Origin of the sequence: Sphingomonas koreensis (genome assembly GCF_002797435.1) — a bacterium.
Lineage (GTDB): Bacteria > Pseudomonadota > Alphaproteobacteria > Sphingomonadales > Sphingomonadaceae > Sphingomonas > Sphingomonas koreensis.
In genome coordinates, this window is the sequence record NZ_PGEN01000001.1 from 4,046,651 (window position 1) to 4,070,468 (window position 23,818).

The window sequence follows — 23,818 nt, forward strand, 5'->3', positions numbered from 1 at the left end:
GGTCCTTTAACCGGCGGAATCGAACTTGTCGCGCTTGCGTTGACCGAACAGCAGGCGGCGCTCGAGATGCAGGCGAGCCGCCGCATAATAGGCTTCGAGGAAGTCGCGGTCGTGCCCCCATGTCACGCCTTCGTCCCGGCGGCCAATCTTGCGCCGGATGACGCATGCAACCGTGGTGAGCGTGTCGGGATCGTTGCGGTGGAGCACCTCTTCGAGCCGCTGGATCTCGAACTGGCCATAGGTTTCCAGTTCCTGCGGCGTGAAGCCATAGGCGTCGATCGCGTCGCGGTCGTTGGCGGCGAGCAGGTCGGGCGCGATCTTGGGCCGCTCATTCTCCACCACCCAGGTTCCCGCGATCAGATCGCCCGCGCGCAGCCGGTCGCGGTTGAACAATGGCATGAACATGAAGATCGCGGTCCAGCCGAGCCCGAGCAGGCCGAGCCAGCGATTGCTGAATCCCTCCGCCTGCGCGACCATCAGGAAGATAAGGGGGAGGAATACCTCCACCTCGCGCATCAGGTTGCGCGCGAGGATCGCGCCGCCGGTCAGCCGTCCACCATCGCGCGCGACGACGCGCAGCTTGAGCGCACGCTTGCCCGGGGTCGCCGCGCGCGTGCCGCTTTCGAACAGCGTGAAGTAGAAATTGCGCAGCAGGAAGAAGCCGAGCAGCCAGATGATCGCGGCCGGGCCGCCGCTGCCCGTGCTGCCCCACAGCGTGATCGCTCCGGCCGTGAGCGCGATCAGCACCGCGAGCATGATCAGCGCGTCGATCGTGAAGGCGCCGGCGCGGGCCCCGGCGGTGGCGAGCCGCAGATGCAGCGTCACGCCTTCCGGCGTCACCAGCGCGCGGGTGCGGCGGGCGATATCGTTGGCCGGAGTTGCCTTCACCTTGGGACGTTTAGCCATGCGCGCGGCGACCTCCGAGCGCGAAATAGGCGACCCAGAACGCGAACATCGTCGCGGCGATCCCGTAGCGCGCTGAGTCGTCGGTTATGAGCTGGCGCGCGAACCCCTCAAGCAGGCCCGCGACGAGCAGCATGATGACCACGCCGATCATCACCAGCGCGGCGCGGCGCCCCGCTTCGCCCGCGGCGGCCACGCGGGTGCGCTGCCCTGGAAAGGCGACAGCACGGCCGATGTGCAGGCCTGCGGCGCCCGCCAGGATGATCGCGCTGAGCTCGGTCGAGCCATGGATGAGCAGCCAGCCGGTGAAGCCGAAGCCCAAGCCCTTGGGCACGAACACCGCGTACATGGCGCCGAGCAGCACGCCGTTGCTGGCGATCAGGAAGAAGGTGGGGATGGCGAAAGCGAAGCCGAGCGCGAACGCCAGGATCGAAATCTGTGCATTGTGCGTGAAGAGATAGGTGGCGAATACTTCGAGCCCGCCTTGATCGGGGGCGTCGTAAAGTGTCGAGCGGAGATACTGGGCGGTGGCGTTCATGTCGCGCCCGCCAGCCATTTCGGCAGGGACGAGTGCGTTGAACCAGGCCGGATCGCCGGCCACGAGGAAATAGCCGGCAAGCGCGCAGGCAAAGAACAGCGCGGCGATCAGCAATGTCTCGCCAACAATGCCGCGCACCGCGGTGGGCCAGCCATGGGTGAAGAAGCCGCCGATCTGCCGCCAGAGCGGATCGCGGCAGCCGTAGAGAACGAAATAGGCGCGGGTGGAAAGGCTCTCGAGATAGGCGGTCATCGATGCGTCGAGCGAGGTTTCGCGCGCGATCGACAGCGCCGACAGCGTGGCACGATAGAGGCGCGGAAGTTCGACGAGATCGTCGTTGGTGAGCCGCTTGGGCGATTTCTTCTCGACCAGATCGAGCAGGGCTTCGAGCCGCTGCCAGTCGGCCTCGCGCTCGGCACGAAAATGGCGGACGCCAAAGGCGGGGGTTGCTGCGCTGCTCATGGGCGTTCGCGATCCCGGACATAGCGTTCCGCCAGCGCGAGGGCGAGATCGTCGGGCGCGGCCTCGAGCACGTCGATGCCGAGGCGGCGGAGACGTTCGATGACGATGCGGCGCTCGCGGATCAGGCCGTGCGCTATGTTGGTGCGGATGACGTCGTCTGCCTCTTCGGGTCGGGCGCCGAGCAGCGCGTCCAGTTCGGTGTCGTGGAAGAGGACGAACAGCACGCGGTGCCGCTTGAGCATCCGCGCGGCGGCGGCGATCATCAGTTCCGCAGCGGTGGGGTCGGTGAACTCGGTGAACAGGATGACGAGGCTGCGGCGCTGGAGCCGCTGGTCGAGGGTCACCAGCGAGAGCGTGTAGTTGCTCTCCTGCGTGCCATAGTCGATCCCCGCCGCCGTACGGTGAAGCGTCGCAAAGCCGGCGGTGCCCGAAACGCTGCCCGAATCCGCACTGGGGCGGCCGGCGAAACCGAAGAGGCGAACCTGATCGCCCGACTTCAACGCGACGAAGGCGGCAAGCAGCGCGGCCGAGACGGCACGGTCGATACGCGGCTGGCTGTCCACCGGCTCGCTCATCGCGCGGCCGCAGTCGATCGCGAAGACGACGCTGTTGTCCCGCTCAGTGCGGAATTCGCGCGCGAGCAGCGAGAAGTGGCGGGCCGATGCCTTCCAGTCGATCGCGCGACGCTCCATGCCCGGCTGGAAATCGGTGAGCGACTGGAATTCGGTGCCGTCGCCGCTGTCGGGGCGGATGCGCGAGCCGAACTGGCGGCTGCGAAGGAACTGGCGCATGCCCTGCTCGCGCACCGGGCGCAGGCTGGGGAGGACGCGAATCTCTTCGTCGATCGCGCGGCTGCGCTGACGCCAGGCGAGGCCGAGCGGACCGCCGGTGCGGCCCCAGATGCGCGCAATCCTGGCCGTGCCGCGGCGGGCTGCGGACCAGGTGAGGGGCGCATCAGCTGGATCAAGCGGCGCGCCGACATCCGCGGCGTAGCGCAAGGCACCGCCGCCCGCGGGCGCAAGCTGGACGCGATCGCCGACCTCGACCGAACCGGGCGGCGAAACGGCAAGGTCGGCGTCACGGAGCCGTGGCGCCAGCGCGCCGTCGAGGACGGTGAGGACAAGGATCGCAAATATCCAGAGCAACGCCAGCAGCCACCCGTCGGGGCGCATGACGCCGAGCACCAGCGCCAGCGGAGCCCCCGCCAGCACCAGCGTCACGGCGCGCTGGGTGGGAACGATCAACGCGGCGCCTCGACCCGGTCGATGAGCTGGGCAACGATGTCGTCGGCGCGGCGTCCGTCGATCTCCGCCGCGGGCGAGAGTACGACTCGGTGGCGAAGCAAGGGCTGGGCGAGCAGCTTTACGTCATCGGGGATGACGTAGTCGCGCCCTTCCAGCGCCGCGGCGGCGCGGGCGGCAGCGGCAAGTGCCGAGGCAGCGCGCGGCGAGGCGCCATTGGCGATGTCGGGATGGCCGCGGGTCGAGCGGATCAGCGACACGACATAGGCGATCACTTCGTCGGCAAGGCGGACGCCGAGGACCGCCGAACTCGCCGCGGCGATTCCGGCATGATCGGCGACCTGGGCGACGCCGCTGTCCTCAGGCCGGGGCGATCCGGTGCGCGTGCCATATTGCGCGACGATCGCGCGCTCGGCCTCTTCGCCGGGATAGTCGATCGCGAGCTTGAACAGGAAACGGTCGAGCTGGGCTTCGGGCAGCGGATAGACGCCCTGCTGCTCGATCGGGTTCTGCGTCGCGACCACGGTGAAGTGATCGGAGAGTTTTTCCGTGTCTCCATCGATGGTTACGGTGCGTTCCTGCATCGCCTGAAGAAGTGCGGCCTGGGTCTTGGGCGGGGTGCGGTTGATCTCGTCCGCGAGCAGCAGCTCGGTGAAGACCGGGCCGCGCTTCAGCTCGAAGGTCGAGGTCTGGAAGTTGAACAGGCTGGTACCGAGAATGTCGCCGGGCATCAGATCCGGCGTGAACTGGATGCGCCCGAACTGCAGGCCGAGGGTGCGCGCGAAGCTTTGGGCGAGCAGGGTCTTCGCAGTACCCGGAGCGCCTTCGAGCAGGACATGGCCGCCCGATAGCAGGGCGACGGTGAGGAGGCGCGTCGCGACCGACTGGCCCACCACCGCTTTCGAGACTTCGGCATCGATCGCCGCGCCGAACGCGCGGACGTCTTCGAGTGTCATGCCTTCACTTCCTTTCGCCAATCGTCGAGTTTCTGCGCCGCGTGGAGCAGTTCCGCCTCGGTCTTTGCGTTGCGCACGCGGTCGATCGTGGCGGCATAGGGGGTTTGGGTCGGGAGCGCATCGAGATGCGCGTCGAGCGCTTCGCCCTGCAAGGTGCGGGGAAGGGCGAGGCGGCGCGCGGCCCAGTCGCGCACCGAATCGGCATAAGCGCCGCCGCCGTCGCGCACGCGCTGCGCACGCCGGGCGAGGCTGACGATATTCTCGATCAGCGCACGCTTGCCGAACGCAACCGCGCGCGGTTCGCGCCGGGGTGGGCCGAAGCGTGCCCAGGTGGCGATCCCGGCGAGCAGAGCGGCGGCGAGCAAAGCGAGCGTGACGCCAAGGAAGGGCGGCTCGAACATCAGCTGGGCGAGGTTCCGGCCCCCCGCGCCGAAGGGAAGCATCGTGTCGAACACGATCGTTCCCGGATTGTCGGGATCGAGTGCTGCCAGGAGAGCGATCGCGGCGAAGGCATTCTGGCGTTCGGCGAGGCCGAAATTGTTGAGCAGATCGGGGTCGGCGAGGATGTAGATATTCTTGCCCGGCACCTCGGCCAGCACGGCGTTCCCGTCCGATGCGGTGATCAACGGGTAGATCTTCTCGCCGTCGATTGTCTGGAGGGTCTCCGGCGTGCGGAACGGGCGCAGGTCGAGGCTGGTGGGGTAGCGCAGCTGAACCTTTTCGGTCTGGCGCACCTCGACCTTCACGAGCGGAGCGAGCATCCCGGCGAGCTGCACCGGAGGAATCCCGGTCATCCGCTCCTCGCGCCTTGGGCTGCGCTTCTGCGGCCGGGTCGCCCATTTTGGCAGGACGATCAGCACAGGCGCTGCCTCACCCGCCGCATCGCTCAGCGACGCCATGAGCTCGTCGGGTTTGGTACGAAGATTGGGGGTGAGGATCATCATCCCGTGCTGTGGGCGATCGGCGGCATCGCCCGAAAGGCTGACGGTGCCGCCCGACTTCTCGATCAGGTCGCTGAGCCCTTTGAAGCCCGTGGCAAAGCGCGAGGTGGGGCTAGGGGTGTTGCCGCGCTGGCGGTCGATACGGTCGCCATAGGCGTTGACCAGCAGAAAGCCGAGCATGAGCACGAGGCCGGCTGCGATCAGGAGCAGCACGGTGCGCTTGCGGAAGGGGCTGACGGTCTCGCTGCTCATCGGCGGCCCAGCGCGAAGTCCGCATAATCGGCGCGGGCACGCGTCCAATCACCCTCGCCCAGCATGTTGCCGCCGAACAGGCTGCGTTCGACATCGGCGACGACGCGGCGGAACACGCTGCGGGCGGTGTCGGGCAGGCTTTCGAACGCCGCGATGTCGCGGCTGGTGAGCGAGGGGCGGAGCGAATCGCCGCGCCACTTTTCGATATCCTCGATGCTGCGGTGCAGGATGAGGCGTACGGCTTCGGCGTAGCGACCGGCGGCGGCGAGCCGATCCGCTTCGTCGAGCAGCGCGCGGGCAACATGGGCATCGGGCGCCCAGCGCGGCGGTTCGGGCGCGGCTTCGCCCCGGCGGAGCAGGCGCGCGGCGAACCATTCGCGGGCCGCGGGAAACAGCGCGAGCAGGATCGCGACGACGGCCACTGCAATCGCGATCCACATCAGTAGATACCAGCCGCCGCCGACCCATTCGACGAAACGGCCGAGCGACTGGAACAGCTCGATCAGCCAGCGCGGGGGCGGATTTGAAGGGTCGGGCTGCTGCCAAGGGAGGTCGAACTGGATCGACGAATCGGCACGGACGGCCCGATGCGCGGCATCGACCGCTGCAGGATCGCCAAAGACCGGGGCCTGCGGGGCGCTTCCCTGTGCGGCCGGTGCCGTCGTCACGTGAATCCCCCCATCGCGACGGTTGGAGCAAATCGCCAAATTGCGCGCAACGCTTTTCGCTCCTAACGGTTGGGAAACCGGTGGCTTTCGATACCGGACAAATCGAGCAGGGGAGCAGTACGAGTTGATCCGCATCATTATCGGCGTCACCGCCGCCGCCAGCCTGGCGGCTTGCGCAGCCAGCGCGGAGGACAAGCCCAAGACCGCCGCATCCGATGCGCCCGCGCAGCGCGGGCCCGGCAAGGGCAAGGGGTTCGATCACAATCCCTATCCTTCGACCTACAAACCCTATCCGGGGGTGCCGACGCTGCTGACCAACGTCACCGTCCTGGACGGTGAAGGCGGACGGATCGACAATGGCGCGGTGCTGTTCCGCGACGGCAAGATCGTCGAGGTCGGTCAGTCGATCGCGGCGCCCGAGGGCGCGAGCGTGATCGACGGGCGCGGAAAATATGTGACGCCAGGCGTGATCGACGTGCACAGCCATCTGGGCGACTATCCCAGCCCCGGCGTGCAGGCGCATTCCGACGGCAACGAGATGACCGGGCCGGTGACAGCCGAGGTGTGGGCCGAGCATAGCGTGTGGCCGCAGGACCCGGGCTTCAGCCGCGCGCTGGCCAATGGCGGCGTGACGACGCTGCAGATCCTGCCCGGGTCGGCGAACCTGTTCGGCGGGCGCAGCGTGACGCTCAAGAACGTCTATGCGCGGACGATGCAGGGGATGAAGTTCCCGGGCGCCCCCTATGGCCTCAAGATGGCGTGCGGCGAGAACCCCAAGCGCGTCTATGGCGGCAAGGGGCGGATGCCGTCGACCCGGATGGGCAATATCGCGGTCGATCGCGCGACCTGGGCCAAGGCGCAGGAGTACAAGCGCCGCTGGGACAAATATGAGGAGAAGGGCGGCGAAGCGCCCGCGCGCGATCTGGCGATGGATACGCTGCGCGGCGTGCTCGACGGCGAGATCATCATCCACAACCATTGCTATCGCGCCGACGAGATGGCCATCGTCCTCGATATGGCCAAGGAGTTCGGGTACAAGGTGGGGACGTTCCACCATGCGGTGGAGGCCTATAAGATCGCTGACCTGCTCAAGGCCAACGGCACCTGCGCAGCGGTGTGGGCGGACTGGTGGGGCTTCAAGATGGAGTCCTATGATGCGATCGGGGAGAATCTCGCGATCCTCGAGCGTGAAGGCGCATGCGGGATGATCCATTCGGACGACGCCAACGGCATCCAGCGGCTCAACCAGGAGATCGCCAAAGTGCGTGCGTCGGCGAAGCGTGCCGGTTTCGACGTGTCCGAGGCGGTGGCGTGGAAATGGGCGGCGATCACCCCGGCCAGGGCCCTGGGAATCGACAAGGTCACCGGCAGCCTTAAGGCGGGCAAGATGGCCGATGTGGTGCTGTGGAACGGCAATCCGTTCAGCGTCTACACGCGGCCGGAGAAGGTCTGGATCGATGGCGCACTGCTCTATGATGCCAATGATCCGAAACGCAGACCGGTATCGGACTTCGAGCTTGGACAGCCGGGCGAGGGAGACGTGAAATGAAGGTGCTCCTTCTTACAGCAGCAGTCGCGCTGGGCGTGGCGTTCCCCGCCGCCGCCCAGACCGTGGCGGTGACCAATGCGAAGCTCGTCATCGGTGACGGCTCGGCCCCGGTGGAGGGCGGTACCGTGGTGGTACGCGACGGGCGGGTAATCGCAGCCGGGCGCGGCGTCGCAGTGCCTGCAGGCGTTCCGGTGGTGGACGCTGGCGGCCGCTGGGTGACGCCGGGTATCTTCGCCGGCTTCACCCGCATGGGCATCGTCGAGGTCGACGGGGTGAGCGAGACCAATGACGCGGGAGCGGGTAGCTCGCCCTTCAACGCCGCAATCGACGTGGTACCCGCGGTGAACCCCAAGACCAGCGCGATTATCCTCAATCGCGCAGAGGGAATCACCCGCGCCGTGGTTGCCCCTCAGGCACGCGGATCGATCTTCGGTGGACAGGGCGCGATCATCGACCTGGGTGCCGATATGGATGCGGTGACCAAGGCACGCGCCTTCCAGTTCATGGAATATGGCGAGTCCGGCGCCGCACGCGCCGGAGGCAGCCGTCCGGCAGCCTATGCGATGCTCAAGAACATCCTGTTCGAGGTCCGCGATTACGCGCGTGCGCCGGCGAGCTTCTCGGATCGCGGCAAGGACGCGCTGCTGACCCGCGCCGACGCACAGGCGCTGGTGCCCGTCGTGACCGGCGCGGTACCGCTGCTGGTGCATGTCGAGCGCGCGTCGGATATCCTCGTCATCCTTGATCTGAAGCGCGAGGTGCCGGCGCTCAAGCTGGTGCTGGTCGGCGCGACCGAGGGCTGGAGCGTGGCGCGGCAGATCGCAGCGGCTAAGGTGCCCGTGCTGGCGTCGGCGCTGGCCGATCTGCCCGCGTCGTTCGAGCAGCTTGCCGCAACCCAGTCCAACATCGGGCGGCTGCAGGCGGCGGGGGTGATGGTTGGGATCGGCATGATCAATGACGACGAGACGCGGCAGGCACGGCTGGTAAAGCAATATGCGGGGAATCTTGTTGCGCTGGGCAAGCTGCCGGGTGCGGCAGGCCTCGACTGGGGACAGGCATTCGCGTCGATCAGCTCAAAGCCCGCCGAAGCGATGGGCATGGGCGGCGAGTTCGGGTCACTCCGTCCCGGCCGCCGCGGCGACGTGGTGGTGTGGGACGGCGATCCGCTGGAGATCGGCACCGCGGCCACGCGCGTGTGGATCGACGGGGTCGAGCAGCCGCTGACGACGCGGCAGGACAGGCTCAAGCAGCGCTACTTCGATCCGAAGGAAGGCGCCCTGCCCAAGGCGTACGAGCGCTGAGCGTGGCCGAGAAAGCCGGCGGCTTCGCGGTCGGACCGCGACGCGCCGGCCGTCCGCGCGATCCGGCCAAATATGGTGCGATCATCGAAGCCGCGCGCGCAGCCTTCTTCGCGCGCGGCTTCCAGGCCGCGACGATCGAGGACATCGCGCAGGCGGCAGGCGTTTCCAAGGTAACCGTGTACAGCCGCTTCGGTGACAAGGAGACCCTGTTCGAGGAGGTGATCCGCGCGGAGAGCGGGCGGATGGCAGCGGTGTTCGACGACGGGGTCGCCGCGGGCCGCTGTCTCGAGGAACGGCTCAACGCCTATGGCACGTCGTTGATGGAGTTCATTTTCAGCGAGGAGCATATCGCGGTCGATCGCGTGCTGATGAACGAAATCGCCCAGTCGCGGCGTCTGGCCGAGCGCTTCTTTCAGGCGGGGCCGGCGCTTTGCCTCGGCCGGCTGGCCGATGCGCTCAGCGAAGCTGCGGATCAGGGCGAGATCGAGATCGACGATCCCTGGATGGCCGCGGAGGATCTGTGCGGGCTGTGGCAGGGCCTTTCGGACATGGGGATCAAGCTGGGGCTGGAACCTCCGCCCACCCCCGATGCGATCCGCTTCCGCGTCGAACGCGCGACGCGGTTGTTTCTCAAGATGGTCGGATCGAAGCCGTGACGATCGGCGTTGTCGCCGTGAAGGAGATGCGAAACATGCGGAAAACTGTTGTGGCGATGGCCGGCGCGCTTTTGCTCGGCGCATGCGGCGGCGGCGAGAAGGCCGAGAATGTGGCGGCCGTCAACGCTGCTGCGGACAATGCGGCGGACGCGACCAACTATCAGGCCGAAGTGATCGCGCTGGCACCTGCGGCGCGGGACGGCGTTTTCCTGCGCGCGGTGCGGGATGCCGGGTTCAATTGTCAGGAGGTGACGCAGACCGAGCGTATCGATCCGGTCAACAGCAATCCCAGCTGGCGCATCTATTGCGGCAAGAACCCGCACATCATCTCGATCACCCGCGACGGCACCGCCAAGATCGTCAGCCGGACGGACGCGAACTGACCCGAAAAAATAGGGGAGGCAGGCCATGACCTGCCTCCCCATCGAGTCGGGGGTTGAACTCAGAGGCCGACGACGCCGCCGTCATTCTTGGTGATCGCGACGATCGCCGAGCGCGGACGCGTGCCGGCAGGCGCGCTGCCGGTAGCCTGATTGGCCGGCCAGGCGCTGGACGGCGAAGCGGGCGTGCCGTTTTCGCCTGGGTGCTGGATGCCGACGAACAGCGTGCGGCCGTCCGGCGTCGAGTCCACACCGGTGATCTCGCACTCGACCGGACCGATCAGGAAGCGCTTGAGCGTCGTGTCGGTCGCCAGTGCGCCGCGGCGGGTGGTCTGCGTCGCGGTGGCGCCGCCAGTGCCGCGATTGGTGATCGTCACGGCTGCACCGTCGCCGACCGTGCCGGGTATCGCGACCAGCATCTGGTTGTTGGTGCGATCGGTGAAGGCACCGTCGTCGGTCTGGATCCACAGCAGCGGCTTGACCAGGCCGCCCGCGTTGGTCGGGCGCGAGAACCACAGACCATCGGGGCTGGAGAAGTCGTTGGCGGCGGTGAGGCCCGAGATGTTGACGTCGCTGTTCGAGTCCGCCGAGTCGGCGCCGAACAGATAGATATCCCAGGCGAAGGTGAGCGAGGCGGGGTCGTCGCCGGTCTCGCGCAGGCGCAGGATGTGGCCGTTCGGGTTGCCGAACTGAGCAGAGTTCGACGGGCCGGTCGGGTCGTTATAGTGGCGCGGGTTGGCCGCGTCGGTGCCATTCAGCGGACGGGTTCCGGCGTTGTTGTTGGTGAGGGTGAGGTAGATCTCGCCCGTCGCCGGGTTGGTTGCGGTCCATTCCGGACGGTCCATCCTGGTCGCGCCGACCGCGTCGCCCGCCAGGCGGGTGTTGACGAGAATGTCGGCCTGGCTCTCGAACACATATTCGATGTCCGAGCCCTGGGCAGGGCGGTTCGGGACGGTGCCGAAGGTCAGCGGAACCCAGCTGCCGGTGCCGTTCGCCGCGAACTTGGCGACGTAGAGGGTGCCGGCGTCGAGATACTTGTCGCCGATCGACAGGCGGTTGGCGCTCTGTGCGTCGGCCGCGTCCCAGTTCGCGTTCGAGACGAACTTGTAGAAATATTCGCCGCGCGAATCGTCGCCGAGATAGACCGAGACCTTCTTGCCCGGGGTCAGCTTGCCGAGCCAGGCGCCCTCGTGACCGAGGCGACCGAGCGCTGTGCGCTTCCGCGGCGCGGCGGCCTTGTCATAGGGATCGAACTCGACGCACCAGCCGAGCTGGTTCGGCTCGTTGCGATAGTCGGCCGTGGCCGACGCACCGGTGGCGCGGGCATCCCAGCGCTTGAAAACGGTGTTCGATGCGTCGGCGGGGACGACCGAAGCCCAGCCATAATTGCCGTTGGTGCTGGTGACGCCGTAGCGGCGCAGCGCAACGAGTTCACGCGGGCTGCGCGCGGCGTTGTCAGCGCTCGGGCGCGCGAAATAGCCCGCCCAGTTTTCCTCGCAGGTGATGTTGGTGCCCCACAACGTGTGCCCATTGGCGCAGTTGTTGATGGTGCCGCGGCCAGCGGTGCCGTCGTTCGAAAAGGCGGTGAACAGCCAGTGCGTGCCCTTCACCGGGCCATTGAACACGACCGGCGTATTCGGCGTGATCCGGCGGTTGAACGTCGAGTTCTGGACATAGGTCCAGGCGCGGTTCGCCCCTTCGACATATTCGGTGACCGACACGCCGTGCGCCTCGATTTCCTTGATCGCCTCGGCTTCGGGGCGGGGCAGGGTGTTGGTCGGGCCGGCGGGGTGCAGGTACTGGACGTTCAGGTTCTCGTGGTTCTGAACCATCAGGCCGCGGACCGAATTGTTGTCGTCGCGTGCGCCGGCGGCCGACAGGCCGTACCAGTAGAGCGCGTCGCCATGGTCGCCGATGCGCTGGGCGAAGTTGGTGTCGGTGCCGTCATTCTTGTAGGCGGCGACGCCCGGGGCGATCGGATCGCCGAGGCGCGTCATCACGGTGACGGTGTAGCCGGCCGGGACGGTGACGACGTCGTTCTTGTTCTTCGACAGCGAGGTGAAGCTGAGCGCGGCAGGCGATATGGCGGCCGTCGTGGTTCCCTGAGTCGTCTGCCCTGCACTATCGGTGGCGCTGTACTGGAAGCTCAGGGTCGTGGTCGAGGCGACGCTGGGCGCGATGAAGCTGGCGTTCGGCGAGCTCGCGCCGATCAGCGTCACGGCGGGGCCGCCCGTCTGAACCCAAGCCGAGGTGATCGGTCCATTGTCGGTCGCGTTCGAGGTGAGCGTGACCACCTGGCCGGAGGTCGCCGAACCCGACGAGCCGACCGAGATCAGGTTCGGGAAGGGGTCCGCACCGGCATTGGCGCTGTCGCATGCGGCGAGGATGCCGCCACCGAACACCGCGACCGCAGCAGCGGAGGCGCCCGAACGCAGCGTGTCGCGGCGCGAATAGCGCTGTTCGATCAGCGCATTGAGCGTGGGATTGGCGGTGTTGTTGGTATCGACGTCGCCGTCGCTGTATCCAATGGCCAGATCGGTGCTCGCGGTCATGTTCTGAGACCCCCTTTATGATCCGAATCCGGTACGGATGCGGTTGCCCGGGGCTGTGGCGGGGCCGTCTTACGGCGTGATGGACGAGCGTTGACGAAGTCGTGTCGGTTTCGCGACTCTTCGATGACAGGCTGTTCGAGGGCGGCGGTGCGGGGTAGGGGGCGGCGATGGACAAGCAGGACAGCCTTGCCGACCGGATGGCACAGCGCCTGGCCGCTGGGCCGCCGCGGGTACCGCGATTGCCGGGCGCGCCGGTGGACTGGCGGCTGGCGCTGGCGCTGGCGGCGGTGATCGCGCTGGGGCCGTTGGCGACGATCACCGGGGCCGCAATCATTGAGCGGAGCGCACGGGCAGAAGCGGAACGGTTGACCGCGCAGGCCGCGCCGCGGTTGAAGGCGGAGGCGAGCGCGCGGGCAGCCCGTGCCGTGCTGCGCGAAGCGGTGCGTCAACCCGGGGCGGCGATCCTGCTGAACCATGTCGCGGCGGCGATCCCCGCGGATGCGCGGGTCGCGCGGATGCGCAAGGCCGCGGATGGCGCCATGGAGATCGAGATCACTGCGCCGGACCCCGATCTGTTGCGCGCGGCGCTGCGACGGAATCCGGCGCTGGCGTCGTTTCGCGAGACGGGGCAGCGCCGTGCAGGGGCGATGATCGCGGTGACGCTGAGGCGTGCCGCATGAACCGGGCGACGCTGATCGCCGGAGTTGCCGGTGGCCTTGCGGCAGTGGCGCTGCTGGCGCCGGCGACCGGAACCGCACTCGGCAAGCTCGAGCGCGCGCGCACGGCGGCGGCCGGGGCGCGGGCAGCCGCGCACGCGCCGGTACGTGCCGCGGTGCCGCTGACCGCCGCCGGCCTGCGCGCGCCGGGCGGGAATGAGGCGGCTGCCGCTGCGGCGCTGGCGCAGCGCGTAAAGCGGCTTGCCGCGGACGGCGGCGTGCTCGTCGAACAGGCGGCGCGGGTTCCGGGCGGCGAAGGACTGGTGAGGCTGCGGCTTCGCCTGTCGGGCCCGGACAAGGCCGTGGTGGCACTGACCGACCGGATCGAGCGTGAGGCGCCGCTGCTGCGCTTCGCATCGTGGCAGGTGAGCGCATTGGCCGGCGGAGGATTGCGGGTCGAAGGCGAGGCGGTGGCGGCATGGCGTTGACGCGGGAAAGCGGGATCGCGCTTGGCGTGGCGGCGATGTTCGCAGTGGCGATGCCGGTGCTGCTGCTATGGCCGGACAATCGAAGCGCGGCTCCGGCGCCTGCTGCGGCCGAGCGTGCAGTGATCCCGCCACCGGTGCCGGCGATTGCCGCGATCTATGAGCGTCCCGTCTTCGCAGTCGCGGAGGGCGGAGAGGAAGCGCCTGCCGACGCGCCCGCGCTGGTCGGGATTGCGGGGCGGCTCAACAAGGATGCGGTGGCGATGGTGCGGCTCGCCGACGGAAGCGCCCGCAGCCTGAGCGTCGGCGAGAGCGTCGATGGCTGGCGGCTGGAGAGCCTGGCGATCGACGCGGCGTTCTTCACCCGCGGGCGCGAGCGTGTGCGGGTGGCGATGACGACGCCCGAACCCGCGGCGGAAGAAGCCGAGGCCCCGGCCGGTCAGTAGATTCCGTCGATCTCCAGCGTCAGCCGCGGACGGAGCGGCTTGAGCAGCAGGTTGCTGGGCGTGTTGAGATCCAGTTCCTCGCTGCGCAGGCGCGCATATTTCGCCTTGGCGAGCGCTGCCGCTTCCTCGCCGCTGCGCAGGATGGTGGGCTTGAGGAAGATGAACAGCGTACGCTTGTTGCGCGATTCCTTGCGGCTCTTGAACAGCTCGCCGAGGATCGGGATGTCGCCCAGGATCGGCACCTGGCTCTTGATCTGGCCATAATCGTCCGAGGTGAGACCGCCGAGCACGATCGTCTGCCCATTGTCGGCGAGGACGGTGGTGTTGATCGCGCGGCGATTGGTGATGAGGTCGCTGGCCTCGCTCAGCTGCGTCGCCGCGATCGACGAGGCTTCCTGAACCACTTCGAGCCGGATCGTGTCGCCGGCGTTGATGCGCGGCAGCACCTTGAGCGTGATGCCGACATCCTTGCGCTCGATCGAGGTGTAGGGGCGCACGTTGCTGGACGAATCGGTCAGGATCGATCCGGTGATGAACGGCACTTCCTGTGCGACGACGAACTCGCCCAGCTTGTTGTCGAGCGTGGTGATCTGCGGTGTCGAAAGCAGGTTCGACTTGGTCGAGGTGCCGAGCGCCTGGACCAGGATCGAGAAATCATTGCCGATGCCGATATTGGCGGTGAGGCCCGGACCGAGCGCCTTGGCCATCGGCACGCCGAGCGCGTTGAGAATCGTGCCGAGCGAGAGCTGCCCCGGGCTGGTGCTGAACGAGGTTGCCGCACCTTCGATCTGGCTGAGCGCCGCGCCGCTGGTGCCGAGCTGGACGGCGAGCGCTTCGGCTTCCTCGCCGGTGATCTCTGCGATCGCGGCCTCGATCATCACCTGCGGGCGGCGGACGTCGAGATCGGTGATCAGCGGCTCGATCGCGGCGATGGCGCTGGGCGTGCCGCGCACGACCACCGCGTTGATGTCGGGCGAGGGCTGGACGCTGAGGTCCGGGGTGGAGAAGCCCTGCGGCGTCTCGCTCGTCCGCTGGCCAAGCTGGCTCTGCTGCGCCTGGAGCGCGGCAGTGGCGGCGGCGGCCGCGGTATCCGCGGGGTTGCTGCCACCCGAACGGGCCAGCCCGCCGAGAACGCTGGTGGGGCTGCGATAATTGCTGTTCCGGCTCGACAGGCTGCGTGCGACGGCATTGTTGGTCGTCGCCTCCTGGCCCAGCACGCCGCGCAGCACCTCCGTCACCGATTCGGCGTCGGCATAGCTCAGGCGGAAGACGCGCGTGATCGGGGTCGCGCCGCCCGGCGCGTCGAGCGAGGCGACCATGCGGCGGGCATCGGCGACGGCGGACGGCGTGCCGCGGATGATGATGGTGTTGCTGCGCGGGTCGGCCGCGACGCGCGCGCCGCCTGCCGCTGGATCGCCGAGCACGCCCTGAAGCGCCTGCGCGACATCCGCCGCGTTGCCGTTGCGCAGCGCCACGGTGGCGAAGGTGAGGCCGCTGCCATTGCCATCGAGCGCGCGCAGGATGCCTTCGATCCGGCGGACATTGTCGGCATAGTCGGTGACGACCACGGCATTGGGCTGAGCCAGCGGTTCCACGCTGCCGAAGCTGGCGACCAGCGGGCGCGCAACTCGTGCCGCCTCGGCCGACGGGACGTTCGACAGGCGGATCATGCGAGTGACGAGTTCCTGGCCCGATGCGCCGCGCGAGGGCACGCCGCCGTCGCGCACCGCATTGCCCTGAGGCACGATGCGCCAGGCGCGGCCCGAGCGGACCGCGGCATAGCCATTGGCGCGCAGGACCGACTGGAACAGCTCCCACACGCCGCTGGGCGAGAGGGGCTGTGCGGATGTGACGGTGACCGTGCCCTTGACCGCCGGATCGAGGATCAGCGTGCGGCCGGTAAGACGCGAAATCTGGTCCGCGACATCGGCGATCTCGACCCCGCGCATGTTGACGACGATGTCCGCGGCCTCGCCCTGCTGGGCGAGAACCGGCTGCGCGACCATGGAGGCAAGCGCGAAGGTGAGGGCGATGTTGCGGATCGGATGCGGCACGGGCGGGATACCTAGCGGGTCGGGACGGTCAGCGTCACGGGCTTTCCGTCGCGGGTGATCTGGATCTGGGCGGTACCGCGCGACTGGGCGGCGGCGAGAGCGGAAGCGGCGCTGGCCTGGCTGGAAATCGCCTGGCCGTTGACCGAAGTGATGACGTCGCCTTGCTGAAGTCCCGGCGGGGCATTGCTGCCGATCTGCACCCCGCCGGGGACCGGCGTCAGGCTGGACATCAGCGCGGATGGAGCCGGTGGAGTGTTGGGCGAAGGCTGGGCGGCTGTTGGCTGTGAGGGCCCTGCCGCCGCCTGCGCCTGTTGCTCGACCGTCAAGGTGGGATCGGGGAAGGCGAGATATTCGATGCGGCCGTTGACGCGCAGGAGGACGCGATCGCGCAAAATCCCTTCGATCGTGCCGCCGCCCGGCGCTTCGCCGACGCGGAAGGCCTTGGCGGGTTCGCCGCCGACTTCGATATAGGCGACCGAGAGGTCGGCCGGGGAGGCGGCGAACACGCCCTTGAGCTTGAGGGGGAGCGCGGTCGCCTGCGACGCATCGGTGACGGCGCCCTTGCCGAACGGAGCGAAGGCGAGCGCGGCGGTGACGTCGGCCGGGGCCGCGGCGGAGCGGACCCCTGAAGGCACGGTGACCGCGCCGCTGCTGGCATGACCGGCGATTCGCCAGGTCAACCCGGCGAGCGCGATCGCCACCGACACCACCACCGCAGCGGTCGCGATGTCGAGCGTGGTGCGGGCCTGGCGCGGCGAAAGGTCGGGCAGACGGATCATGTACGGCTGCCCTCGACGAACCCGTCGAGCGATGCAAGCGGAGACCGCTCGCCCGCCGCGAATACCTGAATGCGAACCTTGTCGATTCCGGCGTCTTCGGTGCGGGTGCGCGCGATTTCGACCTTCCATTGCTGGCCGAGCAGATCGGTCTCGGACGCGTTCGCGGCGGGATCGGCCAGCTGGATCTCGGCGAGGCGATTTTCGGCCACCCACATCGCGGCGGCGCGGCGTTCCATCGCGCGGGTCGAATCGATATGGCTTTCGACCGCGCGGATCAGGCCGACGGTGGCGATGGCGAGCACCGCGAGCGCGACCAGCGCCTCGATCAGCGAGAAGCCGGCTTCTTCGATCTGTGTCCCGGCATTGCCGGGACGCGGTACCGGCCCGCTCCCCCACCCGGCCACCCACAGGATGCTGGCGCTGGGTGGCCGGGCGGGGGAGCGGGCCGGTACCGCCATCGCGCGCAGCGCGATCACGAAGCAGCCTCCACCTTGGTCGCGGTGGCGGTCATGCCGTCATAGCGGACGACCCAGCGCTGAGCGCCATTCTCGATCGTGGCAGTGAGCGGCTTGCCGCCGCCGTCGACGCCGAGAACCACCGGCGGGCGGACATCGAGCGTGACGACGATGCCGCCGGGAAGCGTGTGGAAGGCGAGCGCGTCGCCGAGCGGAGCCAGCTTGCCGTCACGGCCGATCGCCGCGAAGCCATAGCCATGCGGTTGAGCGGTGAAAGCGATCACGCGATCGCCGATCATCGCGTCGTCCGCGGCTGCCTGGAGCCGCAGGGCAAGGCGGCGGGCTTCGGTCTCGACCGAGGGCGCGCGGGTCGCGGCGCCGACGCCCAGCGCGACGCCGCCCGCGGCGACGCCGATGATGACGAGCACGATCAGCATCTCGATGAGCGTCATGCCGGAGTCATTGCGAGAAGTGCGGGACCAGCCCGCTCCCCCTCCCGGCCACCCATATGATACTGCCGTTGGGTGGCCGGGAGGGGGAGCGGGCTGGTCCCGCGTCGCGGAGCGACCGCAAAAGACACGCCCCCGCATCTGGCTTATCCGCCCTTGGCGTCGAGATCGGCGTCGAGCCCTTCGCCGCCCGGCTTGCCGTCCTTGCCGAGCGATTTCAGGTCGAAGCCGTTGCCGGTCGAGGAATAGACATAGGGGTTGCCCCAGGCATCGACCGGGTTTTCCGAGACGTAGCCGCCTTCGGGCCACGCGGAGGGAACGGGCGGCGTAACCGGCCTTTCGGCAAGCGCCTTGAGCCCCTGTTCGGTCGTGGGGTATTGGCCGTTGTCGAGACGATACATTTTGAGCGCGCTCGACAGGCTGGCAAGGTTGGTCTTGGTGGTGGTGACGCGGGCCTGATCGGGACGGCCGACCACGTTCATCGTCACCAGGCCCGCGACAATCGCGATGATGACGAGCACGACGATCATCTCGAGCAGGGTAAGGCCGGCTTCTGCGTGTGGTATGTTGCGGCGCTTGCCCTTATTGGGCTTGCCTGCCACCGTGTCATGGAACTGTTTCAAAACTATGCGCATCGCGGCCCCATGCGTCCTTCTCGTGAAAGCAATGTTACAGCCGAGGTTCCCGGAATGATGACTCGCCAAGTCCAATCCGGTGCCGCGGAAGCCCGCACCGGCGGCGTCTGGACGCTGTCCGGCGGGCGGGCGATCATAGCCGAGCCGGATGGTCCTGCAACCGTGCTGGTGCCGAGCGAATCGGTATTAGTCCTGGCCGTCGATCTGCCGTTGGGCACGCACGCCAAGCGGCTGACGGCGCTTCCCTTCGCGATCGAGGACCGAATCGCCGACCCGCTCGAATCGGTCCATCTGGCCTTGGGCGATGAGATCGCACCCAAACGCTATCTGGTCGCTGTCGTGCGGCATGCGGTGATGCGCGAGTGGGTGGAGATTGCCGACACCGAGGGACTCGCGCACGCAGCGATGGTGCCCGACGCGCTGGCGCTGCCCGTGCCGGGCGAAGGCTGGTCGGCCGAAGCAGGCGATGGCCGGGTGCTGGTGCGCGGCGCGGACGGCACCGGCTTTGCGATGCCGGCGGCGCTGATCGGGCAGGCATGGGAAGCCGCAGGCCGGCCACGTATCTGGAATTGCGGGGCGGCGCCGGTCGGCGAACTTCCTCAGGAACCGTGGCCCGCAGGCAATGGCGGGCTGACGGAGCGGCTGGCCAGGCCCGCGATCGATCTGCGGCAAGGCATCTATGCACGACGGACCGCGAGCGGGAGCAATTGGGTCAAGCGGCTCGGCTGGATCGCGGCGGCAGGCGTCGCGGCGCATGTCGTCATCGCCGGGGCGGACACGCTGATGCTGCGCGCGATCGCCGAGCGGCGCGCAGACGATACCCGCGCCGCGGTGGCGCAGGCTGCGCCGGGGGCTAATCTGGGTGATGACCTTAGGGTCAGTGTCGCCGACATGCTGCCACCGCCAGGAGCGGCCGCGAGCCAGTTCGTGCCGCTCGTCACCCGCACCTCGAACGCGCTTGCGCCGCTGTCGAGTGCGGTGACCGCGCGGTCGATGCGATTTGAAGGAAATGCGCTTGTGATGGAGATCGAGCCGGGTGAGCCGGGGCTTGCCGGGCGGGTGCGCGATGCGATGCGCGCGGCCGGGGTGACTGCCGACCTCGCCGCAGGCCAGGACGGCGCGCTGCGCCTGACGGTGCGGGCATGAGCGCGATCCGGATCACCCGCAGCCCGACGCTCGATGCGTGGGGCGCGAAGATCGGTGCATGGTGGAGCGGCCTCAGCTCGCGCGAGCGGTGGATGGTCGGATCGCTCGGCGTGCTTCTGGGCGTGCTGGTTCTGGTGTTTGCCGTGATCCAGCCGTTGCAGGCGGCACGCGCCGACGCGCTGGCGGATATCCGTACTTATGAGACGCTGACCGCGCGAGTCCGCGCTGCGGGTACCCTGGTACCCAAGGGAAGCCAGCCACAGCAGCGCGGCGGTTCGCCCGCTGAAGCGGCGCAGGCGGCGGCGGGCGAAGCGGGGATCACCGCGAACATCGTGCCGGGTGCGGCAGGGCTGACCGCGCAGGTGGCCGAGGCACCCTATGAATCGGTGGTCGGCTGGATCGCCAATGTCGAACGGACGACGCCGCTTCGTGCGCGCAAGGTCGAGTTGCGCAAAGGCGGCGCGACCGGGCGGGTAAGTGCGAGCGTGGAGTTCGCGCAATGACCGCCGAGTCGACTTTACCCTATGGCTATGCGCGGCGCGCGGGCGTTGTGCTGCGGGCAGGCAGTGACGGGCTGGAATGCGTGCATCGGCCCGATGCGGCACTCGACGCGCTGCTCGAGGTTCAGAGAATCGCACCGGCGGCGCGCTTCGTGGCGGTCGAGGATGCGGCGTTCGATCAGGCGCTGGCGGCGAGCTATTCGGGCAGCGCGGGCGCCGCGGCCGAGTTCGACCTGGGTGGGATGGATCTCGCGGCGTTGGCCGACAGCGCTGCGGCGGTGGACGACCTGCTCGACACGCGCGACGATTCGCCGGTTATCCGCCTGATCAACGCGTTGTTGCTCGAAGCAGTGAAGGAAGGCGCGTCGGACGTGCATGTCGAGACGCAGGAGAAGCGCGTCGTGGTGCGCTTCCGCATCGACGGTGTGCTGCGCGACAAGCTCGAGCCGCGCCGTGAGCTGGCGCCGCTGCTGGTCAGCCGGATCAAGGTGATGGCGAAACTCGATATCGCCGAGAAGCGCGTGCCGCAGGACGGCCGCGTGACGCTGCGCATCGGCGGGCACGATGTGGACGCGCGCGTCTCGACGCTGCCGACCCAGCATGGGGAGCGCGTGGTGATGCGCTTGCTGGAGAAGGGATCGCTCAAGCTCGATCTCGAGCATCTGGGGATGAGCGCGCGCGACCGGGAGGTGTTCGCGCGTCTGCTCGAACGGCCGCACGGGATGCTGCTGGTCACCGGGCCGACCGGGTCGGGCAAGACGACCAGCCTCTACGCCGCGCTCCAGCGGCTGAACGACCGCAAACGCAATATCATGACGGTCGAAGATCCCATCGAATATGAACTCGCCGGGATCGGCCAGACCCAGGTCAATTCGCGCACCGGCATGACCTTCGCCCGCGGGCTGCGCGCGATCCTGCGCCAGGACCCGGACGTGATCATGGTCGGGGAGATCCGCGATCATGAGACCGCCGAGGTCGCGGTGCGATCGGCGATGACGGGGCATTTCGTGCTCTCGACATTGCATACCAACAGCGCGGTGGGATCGGTGACGCGGCTGATCGACATGGGGGTCGAGCGCTATCTGCTCGCGCCGATGCTGGTGGGGCTGGCGGCGCAGCGGCTGGTGCGCCGGCTATGTCCGAGCTGCCGGCGCGAGGATGTCGCGAGCGAGAGCGATTCGATGCTGCTGGGCGGCGCGATCAAAGCCGGTGAACCGGTGTGGCGCGCGGTGGGGTGCGAGGATTGCGGCGGCGACGGGTATCGCGGCCGCGCGGGGCTTTACGAAGTCGTGCCGGTCGACGAGCGTTTTCAGGCGATGATCCATGACGGCGCGTCCGAAGCCGAGATCGAGGCGCATGCGCGCAAGACCAGCCCTGCGCTGCTCGACGATGGCGTGGCCAAGGCGAAGGCTGGCGTGACAACGGTCGAGGAAGTCGCCCGCGTGGTGCGGGAAGAGGCCTGATGCCCGCCTTTGCCTATCGCGCGGCGACGAGCGCGGGCGCCGAGAAGAAGGGGCTGATCGAAGCGACCAGCGCCGCCGCGGCGCGGGCAATGCTGCGCGAGCAGGGGCTGTTGCCGCTGGCGGTGGATGCAGCTTCGGAACGGCGCTCGATCGGGAGCATCAAGCTGCCGGGGCTCGGCCGTTCGGGGATGAGCGCGCGCGAGCTGGCGACGGCGACGCGGCAGATCGCGACGCTGGTGGGGTCGGACATTCCGGTCGAGGAGGCGCTGCGGCTGGCGGCGAGCCAATCCGAGGCGCAACGAGTCTCGTCGATCCTGCTTGAGGTGCGCGCGGCGATCCTGGATGGGCGTAGCTTTGCCAATGCCTTAGGAACGCATCCCAAGACTTTCCCTGAATTCTATCGCGCATCGGTCGCGGCGGGGGAATCCTCGGGCAAGCTGACTCAGGTGCTGGAGCACCTCGCGCATTTCGTCGAGAACCGGCAGGCGAACAGCCAGAAATTGCAGCTCGCCTTGCTCTATCCCGGGCTGCTGGCGACGGTGTCGCTGGGCGTGATCGTGCTGCTGCTGGTCTATGTCATCCCCGATATCGTCAAGGTGTTCGTCTCGCGCGGGACCGATCTGCCGCTGCTGACGCGGACGCTGATCGCGATCTCGGGCTTCCTGCAGGCATGGGGCCTGTACATCCTGATCGCGGCACTGATCGGCTTTGTGATCTATGGCCGCTGGGTGGCGAACCCGGCGAACCGGCTCAAGGTCCATCGCGCCTTCACCGAGCGCTGGCCGTTCCGCCGTTTCAGCCGCCAGCATAATGCCGCGCGCTTCGCCGGGAGCCTCGCCACGCTGGTGTCGAGCGCGGTTCCGTTGGTCGAGGCGCTGCACGCGGCGGCGGCGGTGACGCCCAACCGCTGGGTGCGCGAGCGCGCGCTGCATGTCGCGGCGCGGGTGCGCGAGGGGATCAGCCTGCGCGCGGCGATGACCGAGGCGGGGGTGTTCCCGTTGATGCTGACCGCGATCGTCGCGTCGGGGGAGGCGAGCGGGCAGCTGGGTCCGGCGCTGTCGCGTGCGGCGGACGAGCTCGATCGCGAGCTCGACGCGGTGACGAGCGCGATGGTGGCGCTGGTCGAGCCGCTGGTGCTGCTGCTGATGGGCGGGATCGTGCTGATGATGGTGCTGGCGATCCTGTTGCCGATCATCAACCTCAACGATCTGGTGACGCTCTGAGGCATTCGCGCCTCCCTCAAATCAGGTAGGGCGATCGCCTGAGAGAGCCTATCTCTCCGTGCGGGTCAGCAGGTCGCGCAGATCCTGTTCCCAGAAGACCGCCCAGGTATGCGTGCCATGGCCGCGCGTCTCGGCGGTCTCGGGGATCATGCGGAAGCGGGTGTTGGGCATCCGCTTCAATGCGCGTTCCGGCGCGTCGAGATTGCGCGGATTGATGAAGTCGTCGGCCGAGTTGATCCACATCATCGGCGCGGTGATCGCTTCGAGCCGCGGCCAGGGATTGTAGCTGCGCGAGGCATCGACCTGATAGATCAGGTCGTTGGCGTCGAGCCCGGCGATCGAGCGTTCGGCGCGTTCGCGGACATAGGCGACGGCAGCGTCGCGCGTCGGGAATTGTTGTTGCAAGTAGAGCGGTGCGCCGCCAGCGACGAACAACATGCTGGCCGCGGTGCGAAGCCCCTGAGCAGGCTGGGCCCTGTAATCGCCATTGGCCCAGGCGGGGTCGGCCTTGATCCCGTCGATCAGCAATTGCCGCCACATCCGGTTGAGCCCGGCGATCTCGATCGGTTCGCAGGCGAGCGGCATCAGCGCACGGGCGAAGTCGGGATGGGTCTCGCCCCATATGAAGCTGTGCATGCAGCCCATCGACGTGCCCATGATCAGGCGCATCCGGCGGATGCCGAGCCCCTCGGTGAGCAGGCGGTGCTGGGCCGCGACCATGTCGTCATAGTCATAGGCGGGGAAGCGCATGCGCAGGCCGTCCGATGGTTTGGACGAGCCGCCATGGCCAAGATTGTCGGGAAGGATGATCCAGTAACGAGTGATGTCGAGCGGCTGGCCGGGGCCGTACAGCCGGTCGGCGAATTGCGGCTGGAGGAACTGGGCGCCGGTGCCCCCGGTGCCGTGAAGGACCATCACGGCATTGTCGATGGCGCCGGAGGCATCGCGGTGCGGCTTGCCGAGGGTGCGATAATGGATGCGGACGGTGGGGAGGGTAGCACCATCGTGGAAGCGGAACCGGGCGATCTCGTAATTGGCTTCCTCCACCGGCCAGCGGGTCGCCGGGGTCTGGGCGGTGGCCGGAGCGGCGACGAGCAGCGCCGCGATCGCGGCCAGAAACCTGCGCAT

At 68.2% G+C, this 23,818-nt stretch carries 24 protein-coding genes; 11 read left to right on the top strand and 13 right to left on the bottom strand.

Features of this window, described 5'->3' with window-relative positions; translation table 11 throughout:
- Positions 1 to 6: 6 nt before the first annotated feature.
- From BDW16_RS19390 to BDW16_RS19415, 6 genes are read right to left on the bottom strand one after another with little or no spacing between them, the layout of a single operon-like run.
- Entirely contained in the window at positions 7 to 906 is a 900-nt protein-coding gene (locus BDW16_RS19390) for an RDD family protein (RefSeq protein WP_066580512.1), read from the bottom strand.
- Complete coding sequence (locus BDW16_RS19395; RefSeq protein ID WP_066580514.1) at positions 899 to 1,903, bottom strand: stage II sporulation protein M; 1,005 nt, start codon at positions 1,901 to 1,903, stop codon at positions 899 to 901. The genes BDW16_RS19390 and BDW16_RS19395 overlap by 8 nt, the downstream gene beginning before the upstream one ends.
- Positions 1,900 to 3,147: a DUF58 domain-containing protein gene (locus tag BDW16_RS19400; protein WP_066580516.1), complete on the bottom strand. Its 1,248-nt coding sequence runs from the start codon at positions 3,145 to 3,147 to the stop codon at positions 1,900 to 1,902. Before BDW16_RS19400 ends, BDW16_RS19395 begins: the two co-directional genes overlap by 4 nt.
- On the bottom strand, positions 3,144 to 4,100 hold the full coding sequence (locus tag BDW16_RS19405; protein ID WP_066580518.1) for an AAA family ATPase: 957 nt from the start codon (positions 4,098 to 4,100) through the stop codon (positions 3,144 to 3,146). The genes BDW16_RS19400 and BDW16_RS19405 overlap by 4 nt, the downstream gene beginning before the upstream one ends.
- Positions 4,097 to 5,293, bottom strand: a complete 1,197-nt coding sequence (locus tag BDW16_RS19410; protein WP_066580521.1) for a hypothetical protein — start codon at positions 5,291 to 5,293, stop codon at positions 4,097 to 4,099. Before BDW16_RS19410 ends, BDW16_RS19405 begins: the two co-directional genes overlap by 4 nt.
- Entirely contained in the window at positions 5,290 to 5,961 is a 672-nt protein-coding gene (locus BDW16_RS19415; protein WP_083954389.1) for a hypothetical protein, read from the bottom strand. Before BDW16_RS19415 ends, BDW16_RS19410 begins: the two co-directional genes overlap by 4 nt.
- Positions 5,962 to 6,085: 124 nt before the next feature.
- Here BDW16_RS19415 and BDW16_RS19420 point away from each other — a divergent pair, with 124 nt between their 5' ends.
- From BDW16_RS19420 to BDW16_RS19440, 4 genes are read left to right on the top strand one after another with little or no spacing between them, the layout of a single operon-like run.
- Complete coding sequence (locus tag BDW16_RS19420) at positions 6,086 to 7,510, top strand: amidohydrolase (RefSeq protein ID WP_066580523.1); 1,425 nt, start codon at positions 6,086 to 6,088, stop codon at positions 7,508 to 7,510.
- A complete protein-coding gene (locus tag BDW16_RS19425) occupies positions 7,507 to 8,811 on the top strand; it encodes an amidohydrolase family protein (RefSeq protein ID WP_066580525.1) in 1,305 nt (434 codons plus the stop codon). Before BDW16_RS19420 ends, BDW16_RS19425 begins: the two co-directional genes overlap by 4 nt.
- Before the next feature lie 2 nt (positions 8,812 to 8,813).
- The gene (locus tag BDW16_RS21185) at positions 8,814 to 9,467 is read left to right on the top strand and encodes a TetR/AcrR family transcriptional regulator (RefSeq protein ID WP_066580527.1); all 654 of its coding nucleotides are present in this window, start codon (positions 8,814 to 8,816) and stop codon (positions 9,465 to 9,467) included.
- A 35-nt stretch (positions 9,468 to 9,502) separates the two neighbouring features.
- Positions 9,503 to 9,850, top strand: coding sequence for a hypothetical protein (locus BDW16_RS19440; RefSeq protein ID WP_075153306.1), 348 nt, complete (start codon positions 9,503 to 9,505; stop codon positions 9,848 to 9,850).
- Positions 9,851 to 9,909: 59 nt separating this feature from the next.
- Here BDW16_RS19440 and BDW16_RS19445 read toward each other — a convergent pair whose 3' ends face one another.
- Positions 9,910 to 12,399, bottom strand: a complete 2,490-nt coding sequence (locus BDW16_RS19445; protein ID WP_066580531.1) for a PhoX family protein — start codon at positions 12,397 to 12,399, stop codon at positions 9,910 to 9,912.
- A gap of 167 nt (positions 12,400 to 12,566) precedes the next feature.
- On the opposite strand from BDW16_RS19445, the gene BDW16_RS19450 reads away from it, so the two are divergent.
- Genes BDW16_RS19450 through BDW16_RS19460 form a run of 3 tightly spaced genes read left to right on the top strand, consistent with a single transcriptional unit; the run spans position 12,567 to position 13,986 of the window.
- Positions 12,567 to 13,079: a hypothetical protein gene (locus tag BDW16_RS19450; RefSeq protein WP_066580533.1), complete on the top strand. Its 513-nt coding sequence runs from the start codon at positions 12,567 to 12,569 to the stop codon at positions 13,077 to 13,079.
- Positions 13,076 to 13,543, top strand: coding sequence for a GspMb/PilO family protein (locus BDW16_RS19455; RefSeq protein ID WP_066580534.1), 468 nt, complete (start codon positions 13,076 to 13,078; stop codon positions 13,541 to 13,543). The genes BDW16_RS19450 and BDW16_RS19455 overlap by 4 nt, the downstream gene beginning before the upstream one ends.
- On the top strand, positions 13,534 to 13,986 hold the full coding sequence (locus BDW16_RS19460; protein ID WP_066580535.1) for a hypothetical protein: 453 nt from the start codon (positions 13,534 to 13,536) through the stop codon (positions 13,984 to 13,986). Before BDW16_RS19455 ends, BDW16_RS19460 begins: the two co-directional genes overlap by 10 nt.
- On the opposite strand, the gene gspD is transcribed toward BDW16_RS19460, so the two are convergent.
- The 5 genes from gspD to gspG are packed head-to-tail and all read right to left on the bottom strand — an operon-like array spanning position 13,980 to position 18,358.
- On the bottom strand, positions 13,980 to 16,040 hold the full coding sequence (gene gspD, locus BDW16_RS19465; RefSeq protein ID WP_241230593.1) for a type II secretion system secretin GspD: 2,061 nt from the start codon (positions 16,038 to 16,040) through the stop codon (positions 13,980 to 13,982). The two genes, BDW16_RS19460 and gspD, sit on opposite strands and share 7 nt — an antisense overlap.
- An 11-nt stretch (positions 16,041 to 16,051) precedes the next feature.
- Positions 16,052 to 16,819: a type II secretion system protein N gene (locus tag BDW16_RS19470; RefSeq protein ID WP_066580536.1), complete on the bottom strand. Its 768-nt coding sequence runs from the start codon at positions 16,817 to 16,819 to the stop codon at positions 16,052 to 16,054.
- On the bottom strand, positions 16,816 to 17,295 hold the full coding sequence (gspI, locus tag BDW16_RS19475; RefSeq protein ID WP_241230594.1) for a type II secretion system minor pseudopilin GspI: 480 nt from the start codon (positions 17,293 to 17,295) through the stop codon (positions 16,816 to 16,818). The genes BDW16_RS19470 and gspI overlap by 4 nt, the downstream gene beginning before the upstream one ends.
- Positions 17,292 to 17,864 (bottom strand): prepilin-type N-terminal cleavage/methylation domain-containing protein, encoded by a 573-nt coding sequence (locus BDW16_RS19480; protein WP_371836717.1) that lies wholly within the window; start codon positions 17,862 to 17,864, stop codon positions 17,292 to 17,294. The genes gspI and BDW16_RS19480 overlap by 4 nt, the downstream gene beginning before the upstream one ends.
- Positions 17,865 to 17,869: 5 nt before the next feature.
- The gene (gspG, locus tag BDW16_RS19485) at positions 17,870 to 18,358 is read right to left on the bottom strand and encodes a type II secretion system major pseudopilin GspG (protein WP_066580539.1); all 489 of its coding nucleotides are present in this window, start codon (positions 18,356 to 18,358) and stop codon (positions 17,870 to 17,872) included.
- A 57-nt stretch (positions 18,359 to 18,415) separates the two neighbouring features.
- Here gspG and gspL point away from each other — a divergent pair, with 57 nt between their 5' ends.
- From gspL to BDW16_RS19505, 4 genes are read left to right on the top strand one after another with little or no spacing between them, the layout of a single operon-like run.
- Positions 18,416 to 19,504, top strand: coding sequence for a type II secretion system protein GspL (gene gspL, locus BDW16_RS19490; protein WP_066580625.1), 1,089 nt, complete (start codon positions 18,416 to 18,418; stop codon positions 19,502 to 19,504).
- On the top strand, positions 19,501 to 20,007 hold the full coding sequence (gene gspM, locus BDW16_RS19495) for a type II secretion system protein GspM (protein ID WP_066580541.1): 507 nt from the start codon (positions 19,501 to 19,503) through the stop codon (positions 20,005 to 20,007). Before gspL ends, gspM begins: the two co-directional genes overlap by 4 nt.
- Positions 20,004 to 21,467, top strand: a complete 1,464-nt coding sequence (locus tag BDW16_RS19500) for a GspE/PulE family protein (RefSeq protein ID WP_066580543.1) — start codon at positions 20,004 to 20,006, stop codon at positions 21,465 to 21,467. Before gspM ends, BDW16_RS19500 begins: the two co-directional genes overlap by 4 nt.
- Positions 21,467 to 22,690, top strand: a complete 1,224-nt coding sequence (locus BDW16_RS19505) for a type II secretion system F family protein (RefSeq protein WP_066580544.1) — start codon at positions 21,467 to 21,469, stop codon at positions 22,688 to 22,690. Before BDW16_RS19500 ends, BDW16_RS19505 begins: the two co-directional genes overlap by 1 nt.
- 48 nt (positions 22,691 to 22,738) lie before the next feature.
- Here the strand turns inward: BDW16_RS19505 and BDW16_RS19510 are convergent, their stop codons facing one another.
- Positions 22,739 to 23,818, bottom strand: coding sequence for an alpha/beta fold hydrolase (locus BDW16_RS19510; RefSeq protein WP_066580546.1), 1,080 nt, complete (start codon positions 23,816 to 23,818; stop codon positions 22,739 to 22,741).